The sequence below is a fragment of the Chryseotalea sanaruensis genome (assembly GCF_003990915.1).
In the GTDB taxonomy this organism is placed as follows: domain Bacteria; phylum Bacteroidota; class Bacteroidia; order Cytophagales; family Cyclobacteriaceae; genus Chryseotalea; species Chryseotalea sanaruensis.
The window spans coordinates 112,215-132,299 of the sequence record NZ_BHXQ01000002.1 but is presented as its reverse complement, the minus strand read 5'-3'; the positions used below and the strand labels follow the sequence as shown (position 1 = coordinate 132,299).

The 20,085-nt window shown below is 39.3% G+C and carries 19 protein-coding genes; 12 read left to right on the top strand and 7 right to left on the bottom strand.

Annotated features, from left to right (window positions below; translation table 11 throughout):
* Positions 1-32: 32 nt before the first annotated feature.
* Positions 33-1,487, bottom strand: coding sequence for a BatD family protein (locus SanaruYs_RS05070; RefSeq protein ID WP_127121452.1), 1,455 nt, complete (start codon positions 1,485-1,487; stop codon positions 33-35).
* Between the two features lie 145 nt (positions 1,488-1,632).
* Here SanaruYs_RS05070 and SanaruYs_RS05065 point away from each other — a divergent pair, with 145 nt between their 5' ends.
* On the top strand, positions 1,633-1,815 hold the full coding sequence (locus SanaruYs_RS05065) for a hypothetical protein (protein WP_127121970.1): 183 nt from the start codon (positions 1,633-1,635) through the stop codon (positions 1,813-1,815).
* Positions 1,816-1,833: 18 nt separating this feature from the next.
* Here SanaruYs_RS05065 and SanaruYs_RS05060 read toward each other — a convergent pair whose 3' ends face one another.
* Both SanaruYs_RS05060 and SanaruYs_RS05055 read right to left on the bottom strand, forming a co-directional pair.
* Complete coding sequence (locus tag SanaruYs_RS05060) at positions 1,834-2,619, bottom strand: sulfite exporter TauE/SafE family protein (protein ID WP_127121451.1); 786 nt, start codon at positions 2,617-2,619, stop codon at positions 1,834-1,836.
* Between the two features lie 212 nt (positions 2,620-2,831).
* The gene (locus SanaruYs_RS05055; RefSeq protein WP_127121450.1) at positions 2,832-3,509 is read right to left on the bottom strand and encodes a DUF8737 domain-containing protein; all 678 of its coding nucleotides are present in this window, start codon (positions 3,507-3,509) and stop codon (positions 2,832-2,834) included.
* Positions 3,510-3,828: 319 nt separating this feature from the next.
* Here SanaruYs_RS05055 and SanaruYs_RS05050 point away from each other — a divergent pair, with 319 nt between their 5' ends.
* From SanaruYs_RS05050 to SanaruYs_RS05035, 4 genes are all read left to right on the top strand, one after another.
* Complete coding sequence (locus SanaruYs_RS05050) at positions 3,829-6,228, top strand: penicillin acylase family protein (protein ID WP_127121449.1); 2,400 nt, start codon at positions 3,829-3,831, stop codon at positions 6,226-6,228.
* A gap of 26 nt (positions 6,229-6,254) precedes the next feature.
* Positions 6,255-6,503: a hypothetical protein gene (locus tag SanaruYs_RS05045; protein WP_127121448.1), complete on the top strand. Its 249-nt coding sequence runs from the start codon at positions 6,255-6,257 to the stop codon at positions 6,501-6,503.
* A gap of 63 nt (positions 6,504-6,566) precedes the next feature.
* The gene (locus SanaruYs_RS05040; protein ID WP_127121447.1) at positions 6,567-7,634 is read left to right on the top strand and encodes a sensor histidine kinase; all 1,068 of its coding nucleotides are present in this window, start codon (positions 6,567-6,569) and stop codon (positions 7,632-7,634) included.
* Entirely contained in the window at positions 7,612-8,334 is a 723-nt protein-coding gene (locus tag SanaruYs_RS05035) for a LytR/AlgR family response regulator transcription factor (protein ID WP_127121446.1), read from the top strand. Before SanaruYs_RS05040 ends, SanaruYs_RS05035 begins: the two co-directional genes overlap by 23 nt.
* Before the next feature lie 5 nt (positions 8,335-8,339).
* On the opposite strand, the gene SanaruYs_RS05030 is transcribed toward SanaruYs_RS05035, so the two are convergent.
* The 3 genes from SanaruYs_RS05030 to hemW are packed head-to-tail and all read right to left on the bottom strand — an operon-like array spanning position 8,340 to position 10,629.
* Positions 8,340-8,711, bottom strand: a complete 372-nt coding sequence (locus SanaruYs_RS05030; RefSeq protein WP_127121445.1) for a hypothetical protein — start codon at positions 8,709-8,711, stop codon at positions 8,340-8,342.
* A 26-nt stretch (positions 8,712-8,737) separates the two neighbouring features.
* Positions 8,738-9,502, bottom strand: coding sequence for a cyclase family protein (locus SanaruYs_RS05025; protein ID WP_127121444.1), 765 nt, complete (start codon positions 9,500-9,502; stop codon positions 8,738-8,740).
* On the bottom strand, positions 9,499-10,629 hold the full coding sequence (hemW, locus tag SanaruYs_RS05020; RefSeq protein WP_127121443.1) for a radical SAM family heme chaperone HemW: 1,131 nt from the start codon (positions 10,627-10,629) through the stop codon (positions 9,499-9,501). The genes SanaruYs_RS05025 and hemW overlap by 4 nt, the downstream gene beginning before the upstream one ends.
* Before the next feature lie 60 nt (positions 10,630-10,689).
* On the opposite strand from hemW, the gene SanaruYs_RS05015 reads away from it, so the two are divergent.
* The 7 genes from SanaruYs_RS05015 (at position 10,690) to porN (ending at position 18,248) form a co-directional block, all read left to right on the top strand.
* On the top strand, positions 10,690-11,772 hold the full coding sequence (locus tag SanaruYs_RS05015; protein WP_160118586.1) for a DUF4271 domain-containing protein: 1,083 nt from the start codon (positions 10,690-10,692) through the stop codon (positions 11,770-11,772).
* Positions 11,773-11,790: 18 nt separating this feature from the next.
* Positions 11,791-12,567, top strand: coding sequence for a uroporphyrinogen-III synthase (locus tag SanaruYs_RS05010; RefSeq protein ID WP_127121441.1), 777 nt, complete (start codon positions 11,791-11,793; stop codon positions 12,565-12,567).
* Positions 12,568-12,677: 110 nt separating this feature from the next.
* On the top strand, positions 12,678-13,634 hold the full coding sequence (locus SanaruYs_RS05005) for a PorP/SprF family type IX secretion system membrane protein (protein WP_127121440.1): 957 nt from the start codon (positions 12,678-12,680) through the stop codon (positions 13,632-13,634).
* A gap of 91 nt (positions 13,635-13,725) precedes the next feature.
* Complete coding sequence (porK, locus tag SanaruYs_RS05000; protein WP_127121439.1) at positions 13,726-14,808, top strand: T9SS ring complex lipoprotein PorK/GldK; 1,083 nt, start codon at positions 13,726-13,728, stop codon at positions 14,806-14,808.
* A gap of 61 nt (positions 14,809-14,869) precedes the next feature.
* Positions 14,870-15,697 (top strand): type IX secretion system motor protein PorL/GldL, encoded by an 828-nt coding sequence (porL, locus tag SanaruYs_RS04995; RefSeq protein ID WP_127121438.1) that lies wholly within the window; start codon positions 14,870-14,872, stop codon positions 15,695-15,697.
* 58 nt (positions 15,698-15,755) lie between these two features.
* Positions 15,756-17,345 carry a type IX secretion system motor protein PorM/GldM gene (porM, locus tag SanaruYs_RS04990; RefSeq protein ID WP_127121437.1) on the top strand — a complete coding sequence of 530 codons (1,590 nt, stop codon included), beginning with the start codon at positions 15,756-15,758 and terminating at the stop codon, positions 17,343-17,345.
* Positions 17,346-17,351: 6 nt separating this feature from the next.
* Complete coding sequence (gene porN / locus SanaruYs_RS04985) at positions 17,352-18,248, top strand: type IX secretion system ring subunit PorN/GldN (protein WP_127121436.1); 897 nt, start codon at positions 17,352-17,354, stop codon at positions 18,246-18,248.
* Between the two features lie 52 nt (positions 18,249-18,300).
* Here porN and uvrC read toward each other — a convergent pair whose 3' ends face one another.
* On the bottom strand, positions 18,301-20,085 hold the full coding sequence (gene uvrC / locus SanaruYs_RS04980; protein ID WP_127121435.1) for an excinuclease ABC subunit UvrC: 1,785 nt from the start codon (positions 20,083-20,085) through the stop codon (positions 18,301-18,303).

Genomic DNA, 20,085 nt, shown 5'->3' with positions numbered 1-20,085 from the left:
TATGAATTTGAAATTTCAAATTTTATGAATAGTTACTTTTTAAAAAACAAATAGGCAGATAGTGCTAAAGAAAAAGCAACAAATCCGTAAACAAATACAGCAAGCCAATTCGGTTTACCCATTTTATTTAATGAATTGTCCACCGTACCAATCTTATCATAAAAACTACCCAAATCGTTTGAACTAATAGCTTCGTCTTTAAGACTTTCGCCCGTAACGGCAAGTTTTATACTACTACTTAATGTATCGTACTTAGCTGTTTTTGGATTAAAAAATATCCACTGAAAATAATCTCCTAAGTTATATTGACCGGGCTCGCGTGGTATCATAAAGTAGCTAAAAGATTTAGTACCCGCTACTCTTCCTTTATCGCGGGTGATGTCTTGCCTTACATTTGGTTCGTAAAATTCGAAAGCATCAGGCTTGCCTAGTTTAGGTTTTTCTATTGACGATATGTTACCTTCTCCGTAAACATTAAACTGGTAAGAAAAACTTTGACCTGTCTCTATATTATTCGTGGTCGTTTTTTCATCTAGTCGATAGTCGCCTACTGCCACACCATCACGCATAGGGTGGGGTGGCAATTCTTTAACCCTTACCACTTTTTCTTTAGAGTAAAATGTTTTAAAATCTTCTTGTCTGTTTTGTCCGAAGAACGATGGGTTTTTTGCCACTTTGTATTTAATCATTTCTAACCCAACGCTTGGGAAAACAATGCGCTCAGCATTCAGTGGATAAAATACCGCTTGATATAATTTATATTGAGTGTAGTCTTTGCCATTTATTTGAATGCCTTCACCTTCAATATTTTCGATATTAAAGTTTTCCTCCCAACAGGTAGCTGGTTTTACTTTTTTAAGTATTTCTCCAAGCTGTTTGCCTAACTCATAAAATTGTAAAGGCGCACGATTACCATCGCTTACGTAAAAAGCCAATGTTGCAGTAAAACCTTCGCCTACATACACATTATCTTTATTTGTGGTTAAGGCAAAAAATGCATCGTCTTTAATATCAACAAACTCAGTTTCTCCTCTGCCAAAAAAATCCTCTTTGGGATCTCTGTTAAAAAAACGACTGAATGGATCTGTGGCTTGCTGTCGTTGCACCGGAGCACCAATTTTTACTTTCTTTCCAGGCACATTAATTTTTGTTCCATTAATGGTCATGGTAAAAGATGGTACCGTTATGGTGCCCTGCTTTTGAGGCAGGTATGTCATAATAATACTTTGCGAAGAAGACACCTGACCATTCACGATATTGGTACTGGATTGCGATGAAGTGCCCCTTTTTTGTAATCCGGGAATGTCTGGAAAATTGTCATAGCTCTTTAAGCGGTCGTTTTGAACAGTGACCGTTACCGTCCATGTCTGATTTTCGCCAATTTCATCAGGGCCTAACGTAATCTGAACCTGTTGCGCAACAAGATTTTGAGCGCAAAGCACCACTAAAAGAGCTAAGAGGATTCTAATCGAAAAAAGTTGTCTCATATCACACCCTGTTCATGGGTTTTTACGTTTCACCCTCAAGTTTGTGTCACAACCTGACAATGGTAAGTGCGAAATTTACAACAAGAGTTTAATATTTAAGTAATAAAATACACGTATGACAGCTTTCTTAAAGAAAACAAGCAGCATGCTAAAATATGTAAAAAGCATATTGATTCGCGTAAGCTTTGATGCCATCCTTTTTGAAAAGGAATTGCGCAAAGCCATAAACCTATTGGTGAATGATGAAATTGAAATTTTGAAGGAATGGTGCTATCAAAAATTTAAACAGCAATACGAGCCGGTGCTTCAACGCTGTTTCACCACTTAGATGTACTTCGCCCATAATTTAAAGCAAGGTTTCTTTTACTAAAATCCAAACACTCATAACTAGCGTAAGCCAGCCAAAGGCTTTACGTAATACAGTGCTTGAAATCTTGTCAGCATAAATATTTCCAATAAAAATACCTGTAACAGCTAGGGCAGTTATTGACAATAGAAAAGTCCAATCGATAGTTGAACTAAATATATCGCCCATAAAACCACTGAGTGAGTTGATGGCGATAATAAATAAAGAAGTGCCAACGGCAGTTTTAAATTTTAAACCAGTTAGAAAAACCAGCGCAGGGATAATTAAAAAGCCACCACCTGCCCCTACTAGGCCGGTTAAAAAGCCAATGAGTAAACCTTCAATAACAACCAACAACGATCTGAAATTTTGTTGATCTGAGTTGATTTCTCTTTTTCCTCTTATCATGGATACAGAAGCCAGCACCATTAGTATGGCAAAAATGCCCAGTATCAGTACACGCTTTGTTAGCACAAAACCATCTGCGTCCCAAATGATATCTGGTATAGCGGGCACAATCCACTTGCGTGTAGTAAATATGCTGGCAATAGAGGGTATGCCGAATAGAATACCAGTACGCAGATTCACTAACTGCTGACGATACTTTGGTATTGCCCCAACAAAGGAAGTTATCCCAACAATAAACAAGGAGTAGGCTGAAGCTAAAACGGGCTCAATGTTAAATAGATAAACCAATATAGGGATAGAGAGAATGGATCCGCCCCCGCCCAAAAGACCTAAAACTACACCCACAAAAATAGAAGCGAGATAACCTGCGAGTTCCATGCTTCAAAGAGAATGCTTTTTAATGAGAAATGAAATTAGCCTAGCGTCTGAGTAGAGAATAGAAGTTAGAAGATGGAAGTTGGAGTAGAGAGAGTAGAACCTAAGTGCATGAGGTACAAATGAATCAGTAACGCCACGTTTTACAACGGTGGTTTTTAAAAAATGGACAAAGCAAATGATGCTCATTACACAAAGTTGAACAAACAGGGTTATTAAAGTTTGACTTTTAGCAACTGCCGAATGCTGACTACATGAGAAAACAAAACCATGGGCACCACAAAACCGGGTAGCCAGCTAAAAGGAAAGTATAACACCCCCACATTTGGCTGTTCGAAGGCAAACTGTTGAAAAGGAAAAGGTGCGCTCAACACGGCAGTTGTAACGATATTAAAGAGTAACGCCAAACATAAAAAATTCCAGCCAAGTAAAACTCCCTTCGACAACTTCTTAGCTGAATATCCGAAGTAAGCAATAATTGGTGCGGTGATGCCAGAGAGTATATCAAAATTATTTCCTTCAAAAGTCATTAGCTCAGGTAACAGCTTATTAACAAAAAGAAAATACAATGTCACTTCTACTGGTATTCTGATTACATGCAGGTATGTAAGCCAACGTGTATCTAAAGAATCGATGAAATGCTGACCTGGCTTACTTAGCAGGACGTAGGCAATCAGTACCAATGGTGGTAATACTAAGAAAACAAAGTGGGGTGGTACAGTATTCGTAATTATATAAAAACCACTATCGCTTATGATACCTTGCAGCGCAATCCAGCCAAGTAAAATAAATACAGCCAGCTTCGACTGACTCGCTTTGTAAAAAAACCAAAGCGTTAGCATAGTTGTAAATATGAACAAATAGTTAACATATTCAGGTACGGGAGCTATCATGACTTTAGGAAATGTTTGGCGAGTAGTGCTTTACACAAAATATGGTTTAAAGGTACTGCTCCGCTTGAAATTATCAATGGCTGGTTTAAATACGATTGTTGATGAAATTAAATTCGCAGATCACCGAAACTCACTTAATCAGAACTTAGTTTTATCATCTGTGTTTTACAAACCATTGGTATCCAAATTTTACATTGTGCCGGACTGTCTTTAATACCAATTACAACCCACCCTCTATTGAATCCTTAATTTACTTATCTTTCGTTTTTACAGAAATTGACATCTACCTATAATCCTATTTGAAAAATCGAATTATTGCATGAAAATCCTAAAACGCTTTTTTTTCGGCCTTCTTATCGTATTGATCCTGATCTTCGCTGGCGTATTTACCTTTTTACAAGTGTCAAAGCCTACACTAAACGGTGAGCTTACGTTAAACGGTTTACATGAAAATGTGGAAGTATTGTATGATGATTATGGCGTGCCGCATATTTATGCCAACAATGAACACGATGCCTATTATGCTTTAGGCTATGTGCATGCGCAAGATAGACTTTTTCAAATGGAGATGTTGCGAAGAGCAGCAGGAGGGAGGTTATCAGAGGTGTTGGGGCCCGACCTGATTAAAGTTGACAAACTATTCCGGACATTAGGCATTAACAAGTTTGCCAGTGAAAGCGCTCAACAATTTCTAAGCAGCGATACCAGTGCTTATCAGAAAGGAACAGTTGCCTACCAAAAGGGCATCAATGAATTTATAAAAACTGGCGATACCCCCATCGAATTTTTAATCATGGGCATTCCAAAAACTGAGTTTAAGCCTGAAGATATTTACCTGGCTATCGGTTTTATGTCGTTTGGGTTTGCCGAAGCTTTGCAGGTGGATCCTGTATTGGAGAAAATTAAAAATGAATTAGGCGCAGCCTATTTGCAAGACCTTGCTGTTCAAACACCCGCCAATGCTGAGTTGATAAAAAACTTTAATGGAGAAATAAAACCGGCAGGAATGGACTCTTTAATAAGTGCCGTCCAGCAAGCTTTGGAGTATTTACCAGTTCCACGTTTTCAAGGCAGCAATGGTTGGGTAATATCGGGCTCGCGCACAGCTTCGTCATCCCCAATATTGGCCAACGATACCCATATTGGTTTTGGTCAACCTGCTGTTTGGTATGAAGCACATATAGAGTATCCTGGGTTTCGTTTTTATGGTCACCATTTGGCAGGTATCCCTTTTGGCTTATTAGGTAATAATGACAAAATCGGTTGGGGACTTACCATGTTTGAGAATGATGACATGGATTTTTTTGTTGAAGAACTAAATCCTGAAAATGCTAATCAGGTTAAGTTTAAAGATCAATGGGAAAATTTATCAATAAGAAATGAGATAATTAAAGTAAAAGGCGAGGAGGACATAGTATTAGAAATTAAATCCTCACGCCACGGACCAATTGTAAATGGGGGTATCGATAATATTCCAGCTGAAGAAAAACCAATAGCTATGTGGTGGATGTTAACGCAACAACCAAATGAGGCTATAGAAGCAGCATACCGTTTAAATCATGCCGCAAATTTTGCGGAGACACAAAAAGCAGTTTCTCTTTTTTCTGCTCCAGGTTTAAACGTTATGTATGGTGATGTTGATGGAAATATTGCCTGGTGGGCCGTAGCAAAATTACCAATACGACCAGCACATGTAAATTCTAAATTGTTTTTAGATGGTGCCAGCGGCAACGATGAGTACTTAGGTTTTTATCCCTTCGAAAAAAATCCTCAATCAATTAACCCGCCATGGGGTTATGTGTATTCTTGCAACAATCAACCCGATTCAGTAGATGGCGTTTTGTATCCTGGATATTACTACCCCAAATCACGAGCGGGTAGAGTGAATGAATTGTTGGCAGAGAACAAGAAGTGGACGACAGAAGACATGAAGAAAGTAAATCTGGACGTAGTGGGTAAACCACAGGGGGAAGTTGCAAAAACAATGGCTACTATTCTAAGAGGACTAGATAAACCGGAATTTGATGTTTTATTTTTGCAGTTGGAAACTTGGAATGGTAACCACGAAAGCTATAACAGCTCTCCATCTGTTTATTACAATTTACTTTCGCAAGTCATCTTTCTCTCTATGAAGGATGAATTGGGAGAAACAGCTTTTAAAACACTTATGGAAACATCCGTTCCTAAAAACTCATACTTGAGCTTAATCAGCAATGAAAACTCACCGTGGTGGGATAATGTATTGACAAAAGAGGTTATAGAAACACGCGCCAATATTTTTGAGCAAGCTGCCATTAAAACACTTTCCGCTTTAACCCAAGCAGGAGCAACAGAAGATTTTGCCATGCCCTGGGGTAAGATTCATACACTCACACATAACCATCCCTTGGGTACAGTTAAGCCTTTAGATAAATTTTTCAACGTAGGGCCTTTTGAAGTAGAAGGAGGACAAGAAGTAATCAATAACTTAACCTTCTCCTTAGACACCACAGGCTATTTTCCGGTAAGTGTCGGTCCGGCTTTGCGCAAAATCACAGACTTCTCTGCAATAGAAAATGGTGAGACAATATTGCCAACCGGTCAGTCGGGTAATGTGATGAGCCCCCACTACGATGATCAGGCTTTAATGTTTGCAACAGGCAAGTTTAGGGGCATGCTCATGAACAGACCAGCAATTGAATCAAAAAGCAAAAACAGATTATTACTTAAAGTAAAGTAATCTGAATTAACCTGTATTTTTGTAACATGAACGCACAACAACGACAATACCTCTTTGGAGCCATATTTTTAGCTTTTGGTATATTTCAATTGTATCAGCAACGAATGCTCGAATTTACATTATACTCTCTGGCGGGATTATCTTTCATTTTTAATCAGCTGGCAAGTGAACCAAAGCTTGCACAGCATAAAAAATCTTTAGTCATTACCACCTGGATTTTTATCATTGCAACCGGACTTACTTTCTTTTACCTTTTGCAGTTTAATTATCTATAATAGAATCCTCAAGTATAAAATTTCACCATACACATATTGCCTTTTTAACTGTGGTTTAAAAACATGGTGAATAAACAAAGACTATATTGGACTTTACAAATTGGAGGATGGATACTCTATGCCATTCTTCAGATTGTCTTTTTCACCATTTTTTCCGGAGCAATTAACAGTAAACGTATAGTCTTCTTTTTGTTAGAAGCATTGTTATGTTTGCTGCTTACCCATCTGCTTCGCTACCTCTTGGTTTCTCGCTTTCGCTGGATGAAGCTGCCACTCCCCGCACTTATTCCACGCGTACTACTTACTGTAGTGATAATGGCACTGCTTGCGTATGCATTGCAGCCCTTAGCCTTTATTATTTCCGGAAGAGAATATAATCCGGAATTAACACTTAATCCATCTCAGATTATTTATGGATGGTCATCCTTTACAATCTTCTTCTTTCTGTGGTCTGTATTTTATTTCGCTTACTATTTTGTAGAGCAATATAATAAATCACTCAAGTACGAAACATCGCGTATCGAGATTGAGTTGCAGAACCTGAAATCACAACTTAACCCACATTTTATTTTCAACGCACTAAATAGTATAAGAGCATTGGTGGATGAGAATCCGAAAAAATCAAAACAAGCAATCAACCACCTCTCTAACATTTTACGTAATTCATTGGCAGTAGATCGGATCGGGCTTACTAAGTTCGATGATGAATTGAAAATCGTGAAAGACTACCTAAGCCTGGAAACCATTCGCTTTGAAGAGCGGCTTAAAACAGAGTTCGACATACATCCTGACTCCAAAGACTTTCTGGTGCCACCATTAATGATCCAAACCTTGGTTGAAAATGGAATTAAACACGGCATTGCCAAGTTAACTGAAGGAGGTATTGTTGAAGTAAAAACTTTTGTTGAGCAAAATAAGCTGCACGTTCAGATCCGCAATAGTGGTCAGTATCACGAATACCACGTAAATGGAATCAAAAGAAAGGGCGGCTTAGGCCTTAAAAATACCGCTCAACGCCTTAAATTGCTCTATGGTGAAAATGCATCTTTCAAAATAGAGAATGAAAACGATACTTTTGTACTAACTGAAATTATAATCCCGCATTCGCATGAGAGCCCTGATCGTAGATGATGAACGCCTAGCCCGTAAAGAGTTGATGAAATTGCTGGAAGATCATTCGGCAATTGAGGTGGTAGGAGAGGCGCAAAATGCTGATGAGGCATTTGAAATGATTGAAACGCTTAATCCTGATCTTCTTTTTCTAGATATACAAATGCCCGGCAAAACCGGATTTCAATTACTTGAAATGCTCGATTCAGTGCCACTGGTGGTGTTTACAACGGCCTACGATGAATATGCGCTAAAAGCTTTTGATGTAAGTGCTTTGGACTATTTGCTGAAACCTATTCAGCCTGAACGTTTATCAGAGACTATCCAAAAAATACTTCAAAAAGAAAAAGAGAAAAAAGAGATCATTGCCAATGGTGATAAAAAGCTTGGCCTTAATGATCAGGTATTTGTAAAAGATGGAGACCGTTGCTGGTTTGTAAGTTTATCCAACGTGCGCATGTTCGAGTCGGACGGCAATTACATCAAGGTTTATTTTGATACGAATAAACCAATGATCCATAAATCGCTTAACGCATTGGACGAAAAACTTGATGAAAGAGCATTCTTCCGCGCCAGCCGTAAACACATTGTAAACTTAAGTTGGGTAGAAGGTATAGAGCCCTGGTTCAACGGAGGCCTGATGGTGCGTTTGCGTGGAGGTGATAAAGTGGAAGTAAGCCGCAGACAAGCAGCTAAGTTTAAGGATATGATGTCTTTGTAAAGGACTTATTTCAACACCAGATCAACCAACTCTTTCTGCACATTCCAATCTTTGGCGAGCTTCAGCATAGCTGTAGCTTCCATTTCGGTTACGTAGCCCTTTAAGTTATTGGCTTGCCAGACCATGTTAATGAGTTCAACACGTTTATCCTTAGTGTAATCGCTGATAATTAAATTCAAATAATCGCGGGCGCGATCAAAGGCGGTAATGTAATCTTCGGCCACAAAATCCAAGGCCCACTTATATTCTTCAGGTGCCTGCAAATCTTCAGCAGTCTTATCAAGGTCTCGCTTCTCAGTTTCATCAAGTCCGTGATAATGAAAGATAACAGCCTTCAATAATAAATAAACTCGCTTCTCTTCCGATGATTTTTCCATAAGGGGCACTCAGCACTAAGTAATGTTCAAGGTAGAAATTCTGTCACTTTATACAAAACGGGTTTGCTTGGGCTTGCATCATTTTCAAAGGGCGCGATCTGCAAATTCAATAAGTAAAGCCCATCTTGCACATGATTCGGTACATACACCATTTCAGTGATGGTGCAATGTTTTCGACTCTCATTACCAGCTTTCCAAAAAGCCCTATGTGCAGCCAACTTCCCTTCATCCACTTCTTTATCTACACTGGGTAAATCTAGCAATAAGTGCTCAACGCCTTTTTCGGCTAGATAAGCAGCAAGCGCAGCATCAATATAGAGTGGGTTTGTACCTGAGTATTGCCTTGTTAGTTTACTGGTATCATTTGGCAGACTTCGAATAACTATTGCGGAAGCATCTTCATACCTCATTTTTTCTTTATAGGTATCTAATGTAAGTATGCTATCGCCATTTGCTGATACTACAGGCGTTAAACTAACAACAGCTGCAAGTGCATGCGAATTTTTCAGTCTTTTATTAATTGTAGCAGTTTCATCCGCATCGATGTGACCGTAACATTCAGTATGGGTGCCGTTGCCATGCGGTGTAAAAGTTATTTTTCTGTGATTAACTACACCACCTTCCTTTACACTACCAACAAAATTTCCGGCCCGGATTACTTCAAAATGAGGTGTATCAGCATAATAGCAGTTCGGATTTTCTTCACCGCTCTTTAATGGAATGGAGATGTCAATGCCATCCTGCAAATCTGCACGGTAGTGTTTGTTATTAAATGTAAACGAGATGATCATAAACTTATAAAAAGATCTGAAGCAATTTTGTCCGCCAGCAATTTCCCCTTCTTGGTCAATGAAAGCACTGCATTGTCAAGTCGGGCGTATTCATTTTTAATTATATCCTGAATATAGGCAGACTGCTCAAGAAGCAAATCATAATCAAATTCATTTTTAAGATAGTCACAATTACAACCCCAGCTGGTTCGCAGGCTGGTAAGTATATATTCATTCACCTTATCTGCACGACTTAAAATTTCTTTTTCAAATGGAACTTCCCCACTTTTAATGGAACGCAGGTACGCATGATTATTAGCAACATTAAACTGACGACTCACTTTATTATAAGAATGTGCGCTCGGGCCCAGCCCAAGATATTTCGCGCCTTTCCAATAGCTGCTGTTGTGCTTTGATTGAAATCCGGCTTTGGCAAAATTTGAAACTTCGTAATGTTCATAACCACTAGCCTCGAGTTGTTCAATTAATATTTCCAGGTGTCGGGCGGCCACGTCATCATCAGTCACACGTAACTTTCCTGTCTTTGCCCACTTTCCAAAAACAGTCTGAGGCTCAATAGTAAGGGAATAACTCGAAATGTGTTCAGGCTCTAAAAGTAAGGCTTGTCTAATATCCTCGCGCCACTCCTCATCAGTCTCGTTGGTAAGGGCGTAAATTAAATCAATACTAATATTATCGAAGCCGGCCTTTCTTGCATCCTGAACACAGTTTTTGGCTTGATCGGCATTGTGTACACGATGCAAAAACTGTAAATGGTGACTGTGAAATGATTGTATACCAATACTTAGCCTGTTTATGCCAACGCTTTTAAAAGCAACAAGTGTGTCGAAATCCAGATCATCAGGGTTGGCCTCAAGGGTAACTTCAACACCTGGTAGAACTATAAAATGTTTTTGAATCGCTGCTAAGAGTTTTGCAATTTCGCTTGCCGCGAGTAAGGAGGGTGTACCACCGCCAAAGTAGATTGTGTCTATTCTTTCTTCAATAAGGTAATCTTTCCGTAGCACCATTTCTTGCAGTATTGCCTCAACCATCTCAGCCTTAAGCCCCTGATTGGTAGAGAAATGGAAGTCGCAATAATGGCACGCTTGCCTGCAAAAGGGAATGTGAAAATAAACGCCTGCCATGCAGCAAAGTTACATGCATTTTGCGGCTGCCGAAAGTGTCCTATTTTTGCACTTCATTCCATGAAGCAACTCTTACCGTTTTTAGCAATTCTTCTTCACTTCAGCCTGTTTGCCCAAAACGAACAAGTAAGCCGTGACTTGCAGCAGGACTGGTTTGTATACACTGATTCCGGTTATGTTAAATTCGATGAGGCGCTGCAAGCAAAATCTGTTCATATTCAACAAAAGGCTTCTTTAGGAAGTGGTGATTATTTAAAGGTAAAATCTACAATACCTTTTTCCCTATTTGTTGACCAGCAACTGCTTTGGGCAGATCAAAAGTCATTACTGATTTCGATAGATAGCTTAAGACGGGCCCTTGCAAAAACAACTTTCACCATCAGTATCTATAGTAAAGAAAAGATAGAGAAGACTTCGCTGCTCACCCAGCTTGTCAGATACCCTTTGGTAGCCTCAAAATCTATTTACGAAAAACGACCTTCTGCTTTTCTTACCAATTTCGTTCTAATTGGAGCAAGCATCATTTTGCTATTGCTTATTCTCATTGTTAAGCTCAATCCTAAGCTGGCTTCAGATTATTTTTCCGTTAGCAAAATATTTTCCATGCGTGAAAGTGAAGACAATATTGTTTACACAAGGATTACAAGCAGTGGCAATTTTTTATTTTTTGGATTTAGCAGCCTCACTATTGCCTTTTTTTTGCTTCTCTTGTTTGTACATCTTCCAGATAAGCTGTTAATCAAGCCAGATTCCTTACCTGATCTTATGCGTGATTGGCTTTTGCTAAGCTTGTTAGTGATTTTGATTTTTAGCGTTAAAATGCTGACCATCTACCTTTTCGCCACACTTTTTCAGCTACGCGATGTGGCCGGAATGCAATTTTTTAACTGGACAAGATTATTTTTCTTATTTGTTGGATTCTCCGTCTCTCTATTAACTATTAGTATACTTACTCGCACAGCAGGACCAGGCTGGATTAATTTTTTCTACATGGCCACTGGCTCTGTACTGGTTATGTGGATTGTTTTGGCGTTTTTCAAAATCGCGGCAAAAGCTCGCATAAGTCCATTCCATTTATTTTCGTACCTTTGTGCCACAGAAATAATACCCTCTCTAATTATTTTAAAAATTCTGTATTACTAGTACTACCCAGGTGTTGATATGAGTGAAATTGCTACGGACAGAATGCGAAAAGTGAAGAGCATTTTGGTTACACAAGAGGCTCCAGCAGATACAAATTCTCCTTACCTTAAGTTAGCTGAAAAATTTAACCTTAAGATAGAATTTCGACCCTTCATTCAGGTTGAACCGGTTCCTGTTAAGGAATTTAGGAAACAAAAGATAGACATACTACAGCATACAGCGATCATTTTTACCAGCAGAAACGCTGTTGATCACTTTTTTACCATCTGTGGTGAGCTAAAAATTGAAATGCCTGCTGATATGAAGTATTTCTGCGTATCAGAGCAGACCTCCAACTACCTGCAGAAATATATCGTAATCAGAAAGCGTAAGATTTTCACAGGCCTTAAAACTGCTGTCGACTTACTGGAACTAGTGAAAAAGCATAAAAACGAGAAATATCTTTTTCCCTGTTCAGACATTCGTAAAAACGATATCCCTGATTTTTTTAAACAGCATGGTTATTCTTTTACGGAAGCAATAATATATAATACTGTTGCATCTGATCTTTCCGACCTGAAAGAGGTTTTTTATGACATAGTGGCTTTTTTCAGCCCTTCAGGCATTACTTCACTATTTCAAAACTTCCCTGATTTCAAACAAAATAACACCCGAATTGCAGCGTTTGGTCCTACAACGGCCCAGGCAGCACGCGATGCGGGCTTGATTTTAGATATTGAAGCCCCGCTTCCAAATGCCCCAAGCATGACAGGAGCGCTCGAAATATATATAAAGAAGGCTAACGGAATTCGATAACTCATTCATTATCGGTGTTTTAGAATTGAGTGTTTTTTAAAATACTTTAACACCTCAATGTTGATTGTATCGATAAAAAACATTTACTTTAGCATCTGTTTTAGTAATACATGTCAAAGAAGTCGTTTTATACCGCTCTCGCGATAACATTTTTTGCGGCTTTCAGTGTTCAAGCTCAGCAAGACGCACTGTTTACGCATTACATGTTTAATAACATGTACTTAACACCTGCATTTGCAGGGGTTGATGGTGTTACGCGTATTTCTGCAGTACACAGAAGCCAATGGCTAGGATACCAACCAAGTTTTGGTGAAGGAAATGCGCCTGTTTCTCAATTAGTTAGCTTCAATACACCTATATTCAAATTACATAGTGGCTTCGGTACTTACATCATGAACGATATCAGCGGTCCACTAAACAGCCTGGAAGCACAAGTTAATTATGCATACCATTTAGGTATTAAAGACAATAAATTAAGCATTGGTATCAAGGTTGGCATGTTTTCGCAAACAGTTAATGGCAGAATTTATCGTTACGTAGATGGGGGCGACCCAAACATTACCGAAGGCAAAGAATCTCAAATTAAACCGGATCTTGGATTTGGTCTTTTTTATCGTTCCGAAAAATATTATGCTGGTGTTGGATTTAACCACTTGCTTAAGTCTGAATTTGATTTTGGCGCTGATGCAACAAGGGCTGCGTTAGAAAACCACGTGAATTTCACCGGTGGCTATTACTATGACATGAGTTTCGATCTTACTTTCCTGTTCACTACATGGGTAAAAACGGATCTTAACGAGACATCTGTCGATCTATCGGGATTGGCATTTTATAAAAATACGATGTGGGGTGGCCTGTCGTTCAGGCAATCAGAAGCTGTTTCTATTTTATTAGGCTACAGCTTATTAAAAGATAAATCATTAAGATTAGGCTACTCAATGGACTATGTGGTTAAAGATCAGGCAGCTAAACAGCCTACATCTCACGAGGTTATGATTAGCTATGACTTACCCGTTAGCCCCGGTACAAGTAAAAAAATCGTTCGAACGCCAAGGTATAGGCACTAAGTGCTTTTTTTTAATTTTGGATTTCGTTCAATTTTGTAGAATTTGTGAACCTATTTAGAAACAACTTATTTCGACTATCAAATTGCGTACTATGAATAAGACAACCCTCGGAAGGATTTTTTTAATTCTTGCTGGATTCGTGGCAGGAGCTTGCGGCCTGCTAGGCTTGGGGCAAAGTGGAGGAGATGAAGGTCAGGTAATTGGCGTTGCCGGCCGTGAAGGTTGGGCAATGGTAATACCCCTCGGTATGGTGCCTATTCCTGCCGGAACTTTCCACATGGGTCAGGCTGATGAAGACCCTGCCTCAACTCAGATTAACTATAACAAACAAGTAACTATTGGTCCGTTCTTTATGGACGATACCGAGATTACTAATAATGAGTACCGTCAGTTCGTAAACTGGCATTTGTACGAAAACGGAGCTATTGAAGGCTTTGAATCACCCTCAACTGAAGATTTCAGACAGAGTTTCTATCCCGACACAACAGTTTGGGTAAAAGACTTTGCTCACCACATGGGCGACCCTATTCAGGATTATTATTTCTGGCACCCAGCCTACGATGATTATCCTGTTGTAGGTATTAACTGGGATGCAGCAACTTATTTCAGCGAGTGGAGAACTGCTTATTGGAATGAATTCCGCAAAACAAATGGTGAGCCTCCAATGCCTGCTTTCCGTCTGCCTTCAGAGGCTGAGTGGGAATATTCAGCAAGAGGTGGTCGCGATTTAGCAAAATATCCTTGGGGTAACCCTTACATCCGTAACTCAAAGGGATGTATGTTGGCTAACTTTAAGCCTGGCAGAGGTAACTTCTTTGATGATGGTTTTGCCTATTCAGCACCCGTTGCCCAATATTTTCCTAATGATTATGGCCTCTATGATATGGCAGGTAATGCATCAGAATGGTGCCTGGACGATTTCTATGCTGCCTCAGTTCCTACTGTTTGGGATTTGAACCCGCAGTATATTGATGAGCGCACTGATCCGAATAGTAAAAAATACAACGAGAAAATTGCACCTAAAAAGGTTATTCGTGGTGGCTCATGGAAGGATGTGGCATACTACCTTGAAACCGGTACACGTACTTTCGAATTCAAAGATTCAACACGTGCTTACATAGGATTCCGTTGCGCAATGACTCACTTGGGTCGCTCTTCCGGACAAGAATTTTAATATTTAAAAAGTCTCTCTATATTTAAAAAACGTTAAACATCAGATTTAAACCCATACTACAATGAGCAAGAAAAAAGGCGGATTTGTTGAGCTTCTCTTTAAAACCATTATGCCCAAAGTTTACGGTATTGGTGCAGCCGTGGTAATTGTCGGAGCTTTATTTAAAATTCTTCACCTAACAGGTGCTGACCAAATGTTGATGGTCGGTCTACTTGTTGAAGCAGCGATCTTCTTCCTGAGCGCCTTTGAACCGCCTCACAAAGAACCAGATTGGTCAAAAGTTTACCCTGAATTGTCTGAAGACTTTGAAGGTGCTCCTGCAACGCCAACTGTGCGTAAAGCTGGTGCCCCTGCTGCTGGTGATTCTGCTCTATTAAGAATAGATGACATGCTGAAGAATGCAAAAGTTGATCAAGGCTTATTGGATAACCTTGGAAAAGGTTTGACAAACTTGGCTACGTCTGCTTCACAGATGTCTAACTTGGCAAATGCTGCTGTAGCAACGAACGATTACGCTAAAAACGTACAAACTGCTTCAAAATCATTGTCAGATATGAATGCCTCTTACGGATCAGCCATGAAGGCCGTTTCTGCAATGGCAGATGCTTCTAAAGATACTGGCGAATACCACGCTCAGGTACAGAAAGTTACCAAGAACCTTGCAGCGCTTAACTCAGTATATGAGATGGAGCTAAAGGATGCGGATAGCCACGTTAAGAACATGAACAAGTTCTATGAAAGCTTAACAGGTGCTATGAATGGTCTTTCTAAAGTAGGTGATAACACCGCCAAGTTCACCAACGAATTAGGAAAATTAACTGACAACCTGACTTCACTTAATAAAGTGTACGGCAGCATGTTAACTGCCATGAAAGGTAGCGGTCAGTAATATTTCATTGCTCATTGTCTTAGTATTTTTAGTTAACAAGATCTAAACTCAATTAAATATGGCAGGTGGTAAGGAAACCCCGAGGCAAAAACTAATTGGTATGATGTACCTGGTGCTCACAGCCCTTTTGGCTCTCCAGGTAAGTAGTGCCGTATTAGAGAAATTTGCCATCATCCACGCAACACTTGACGAACTTATTGTTGATGGTAATATTAAAAACCAAACTACGTTTAATAATATTATCGAAGAAGCAGGGAAAAGTCAAAACCCTAAAGTTCTTAAAGCAAAGGAAAATGCAGGTAAAGTAAGAGAGTTAACCAAAACAACTCTTGCTAGCATCGACAACCTTAAGGCAGAAATGCTGAAGGCTTCGGGCACTGATAAGATCGATGATAATTTCATCAATAACCACGGTTCTAAAGTGGCCACTATGATGATTGACCCTCGCTCACCGCATGGTGTTGGTTTTGAAAAGCTTCTTAATGATTACGTTGCGCAAATCAGCTCATTGTGTCCTGAAGAAAAATTCGAGAAACTAACTAAGTCCCCTGAAGAAATTGATATGTTTAAAGGCAACGATAAGCATGCGAATAAAGACTTCAGAACTTTCATGTTCGAAAACACACCTCCTATTGCAGCCTTGGCTTCTGTTACCCAGATCCAGACTGAAGTATTGGAGTACGAAAGTAAAGCTTTATCCAGACTGGCAGCGGATGCTAATGTTGGTACTATTCGTTTCGATAAATTCGTTCCAATGGTATTACCAAAGTCTTCTACAGTTGTAGCAGGTACTAAGTACGAAGCTGAAATGTTTATCACTGGAGCCGCATCTGCAGTAACACCTGAATTTTATCGCGATGGCACGAAATTGGCCAACGCTACTTCTGCTTCAGGTATTCCAATTGGTAAAGTGGAATTTGTAGCGAGTGGTGGCGGATATGATAAATCCACCGGCTTAGCTAAAAAATCATTTAAGGCTGATATTAAACTAGCAGACACTACGTTCTCTAGTACAATTGAATACTTTGTGGCTGAACCTATCATTAAAGTAACTACAGGTAATGCTCCACGCCTCTATATGAACTGTGGTAATGCTGTAACTTTTGAAGTAAGTGGCCTTGGCCCAGCTTTCAATCCTACTTTTAGTAGCACAGGTTCTGAAATTCAAAAAGGTAATAAGCCCGGTATCGTTACTATCATTCCTTCACAGCGTAAGTTCGCAGTTAATGTGGCTAATGGTGGTGCTGGTCTAGGCTCAGTAAATTTTGAAGCGAAGCCTATTCCACGTCCGCGTGTAATAGCAAAGGACGCATCTGGCCGTGATATTGATCCTAAGCAAGGTATCCGTGCAAACTCACCTCAGATTAAGGTAAACGCAGAGGCTGAAGCAAACTTTAAGGAAGAAGTTCCTAAAGACGCTAACTTCAGAATTCGTCAGATGAATGTTTACTTAGTAAGAGGTGGTACTGCAGTGGGTACGCTTCCTAATTACTCAAGTGAAATTATTGACTTGAAAGGTCTTGGTGCATTGCGTCCTGGTGATGTTATTTCAATAGAACCAAAAACTATTGTACGCAGAACTTTCAAAGGAGGAGACGAAACTGTTCCTACAAATACATCTGACATGGTTCAGATATTGGTTAAATAATAAATTATGAATAAGAGAATTCTTGCTGTCGCTGTTCTAGCCCTTTCTTCGGGTGCTGCTTTAGCGCAGCCTGAGGAAAAACAGTATAACCCTAATTCACTTGACCCTATTGCGCTTTATGAGCAACATTATAAGGTAAAGGTGTGGAGACAGGTCGATCTATTAGAAAAGCAAAATAAAGGTTTCTTCGCCAGAAATGGTGAGGTAACTAAACTTATGCTTGACTTAGTAAAGAGTGGTGAGTTAGAGCTTTATAAAGATGATTCTCTCAAGACTAAGTTTACAAAGGAGGAAGCAATTGCTAACCTAGTTAGAAATCAGGCGATAGAGTATCCGGAATGGAATCCTTCTGAAGCTACCTATCAGGGTGATATCAGAAAGTTTAACGGTAAAAACTACGAAGCACAAGTGGATAATACAGGTGTAAATCCTGAGGAGTCTCCTAACGGTGAGTGGGCTGTTACACAACAAGGTATGGCCCTTACTTTTGAAGCCAGAGATGTAACTCGTTTGGTTGTTAACGAAGATTTGATTTTCGATAAAAGAAGATCAAGACTTTATTACGATATTCAATCAATCTCTATGCAAGTGTTTGATGATATAGCTGGCTTCTACAAGCAAGTAGGTATTGTTAGATATAAAGACCTGGAAGCAAAGTTCCGTCAGTATCCGGAGAAGGCAGTTTGGTTTAACCGCCAAAACACTGCACAAAACAAAAACTTCGCAGACGCTATTTTGTTAAGATTATTCCATGGTTACATTACCAAAGTTGAAAACCCAGATGATATCGATATCATTGGTATGATTCAGGCAAGTGGTGGAAATAGATTTGAGGGTGTTTATGAAGTATACCGCCAAGAAAATCTCTTAATGGAAAAGGAACATAATCTTTGGGAGTATTAATCCCATAGTTATAATAGGTATAAAGAAAAAGGGAGTGATTTCACTCCCTTTTTTATTGCACTTGTTTTATCTTTTCTGCTATGCTGGGCCCTACCAGTGCCGTTAGCTCCTCTACACTTGCTGCTTTTACTTTCTTCAGCGATTTGAAATGCTTCAATAGTTTCTCAGCTGTCTTTTTTCCAAGCCCTTCTATTTCTTCTAATGATGAACTGCTATTCACTTTAGATCTTTTCAATCGATGAAAAGTGATGGCAAACCTGTGCGCCTCATCTCGCATTTGCTGGATGAGCCTTAATCCTGGCGATTTTTTGTTGATGAGAAGCGGAAGTGTGTCTTCTGGTAAATATATTTCTTCCAGTCTTTTGGCGATGCCTGCAATGGGTACACGTCCATAAACGCTCAATTCTTTAAGTGCCTCCACTGCACTACTGAGTTGCCCTTTACCCCCATCAACAATTATCAGGTCAGGCAAGGCAGTTTGTTCTTCAATTAATCTTTTATACCTACGGCCAACAATTTCTTTCATCGATGCAAAATCATTGGGGCCTTCTACGGTTTTAATATTAAAGTGCCTATAACCTTTTTTATCAGGTTTTCCATCGACAAAGCGTACCATGGAGGCAACGGGAGATGTACCCTGAAAATTCGAGTTGTCGAAACACTCAATTACAATGGGCAATGTTTTTAACTGAAGATCACTTTGCAGAATTTCAAGTACTTCTCTGTTTTTGGTTTTGCGACCTTCTTTTGATATTTCTTTTTCACGCTTTAATTCAAGTGCGTTTTTTACGGACAAAGTGATTAGTTTCTTTTTGTCACCTATCTGAGGCACTGTATTCTCTACACCTTCTGCTACAAAGCTTAATGGTATGTTGCTCAGAATAATTTTATTTTGACTATTAGCCTGCTCACGAAGTTCCTGAGCAACTGTGCTTAACACTTCCTCATCTGCTTCATCAACACGTTTCTGTGCAAATACTGTTTTAGAAAATATAATGGCGCCTTCTTTCAGCAATAAGAAATTAATGTATAACGTGTTATCGTTGGACACCAGGGTAATAACATCAACATCAGTGATTGCGCGGTTCACCACTAGAGATTTGCTCTGGTATTTTTCCAATAACAAAATCTTCTCTTTAAAAAATTGAGCACGCTCAAAATTCATTGCTGCCGCAAAAGCTTCCATTTGTTCTTGGAAGTAATGGGCAACAATACTTAGATTGCCTTTTAGAATATGTCTGGCTTGTGCAATGTCTTCCAAATAATCATGCTCTTGCTGATTGCCTACACAGGGGCCTTTACAGTTGCCTAAATGAAACTCGAGGCAGACTTTAAATTTTTCCGATTTAATATTCTGCTCACTCAATAACAGTGAACATGTTCGAATGGCATAAAGTTTTTGGACAAGTTCCAGGACACTCTTCATAGCGACAACACTAGAGAATGGCCCAAAATACTCTCCTTGTTGTGGAATGTATTTTCTTGTGTAGATAATTCTTGGGAAGCGCTCCTTAAGTATGCAGAGATAAGGAAAGGTTTTATCGTCCTTTAATAATATATTATACTTAGGCTGATTTTGTTTAATGAGATTGTTCTCGAGTAATAATGCATCAAACTCGTTGTTAGAAACGGTATACTCGATTCGCTCAATTTCAGAAACAAGCTTTAATGTTTTTCTACTAATGCCAGCTGTTTTGGAAAAGTAACTGCTTACTCGCTTGCGAATATTTTTTGCCTTACCTACATAGATGAGTACATCTACATCATTATAATATCTGTAGACACCTGGTGATTCCGGCAGGATATTGATTAACGCTCTTGCACTTTCGTCATTCAT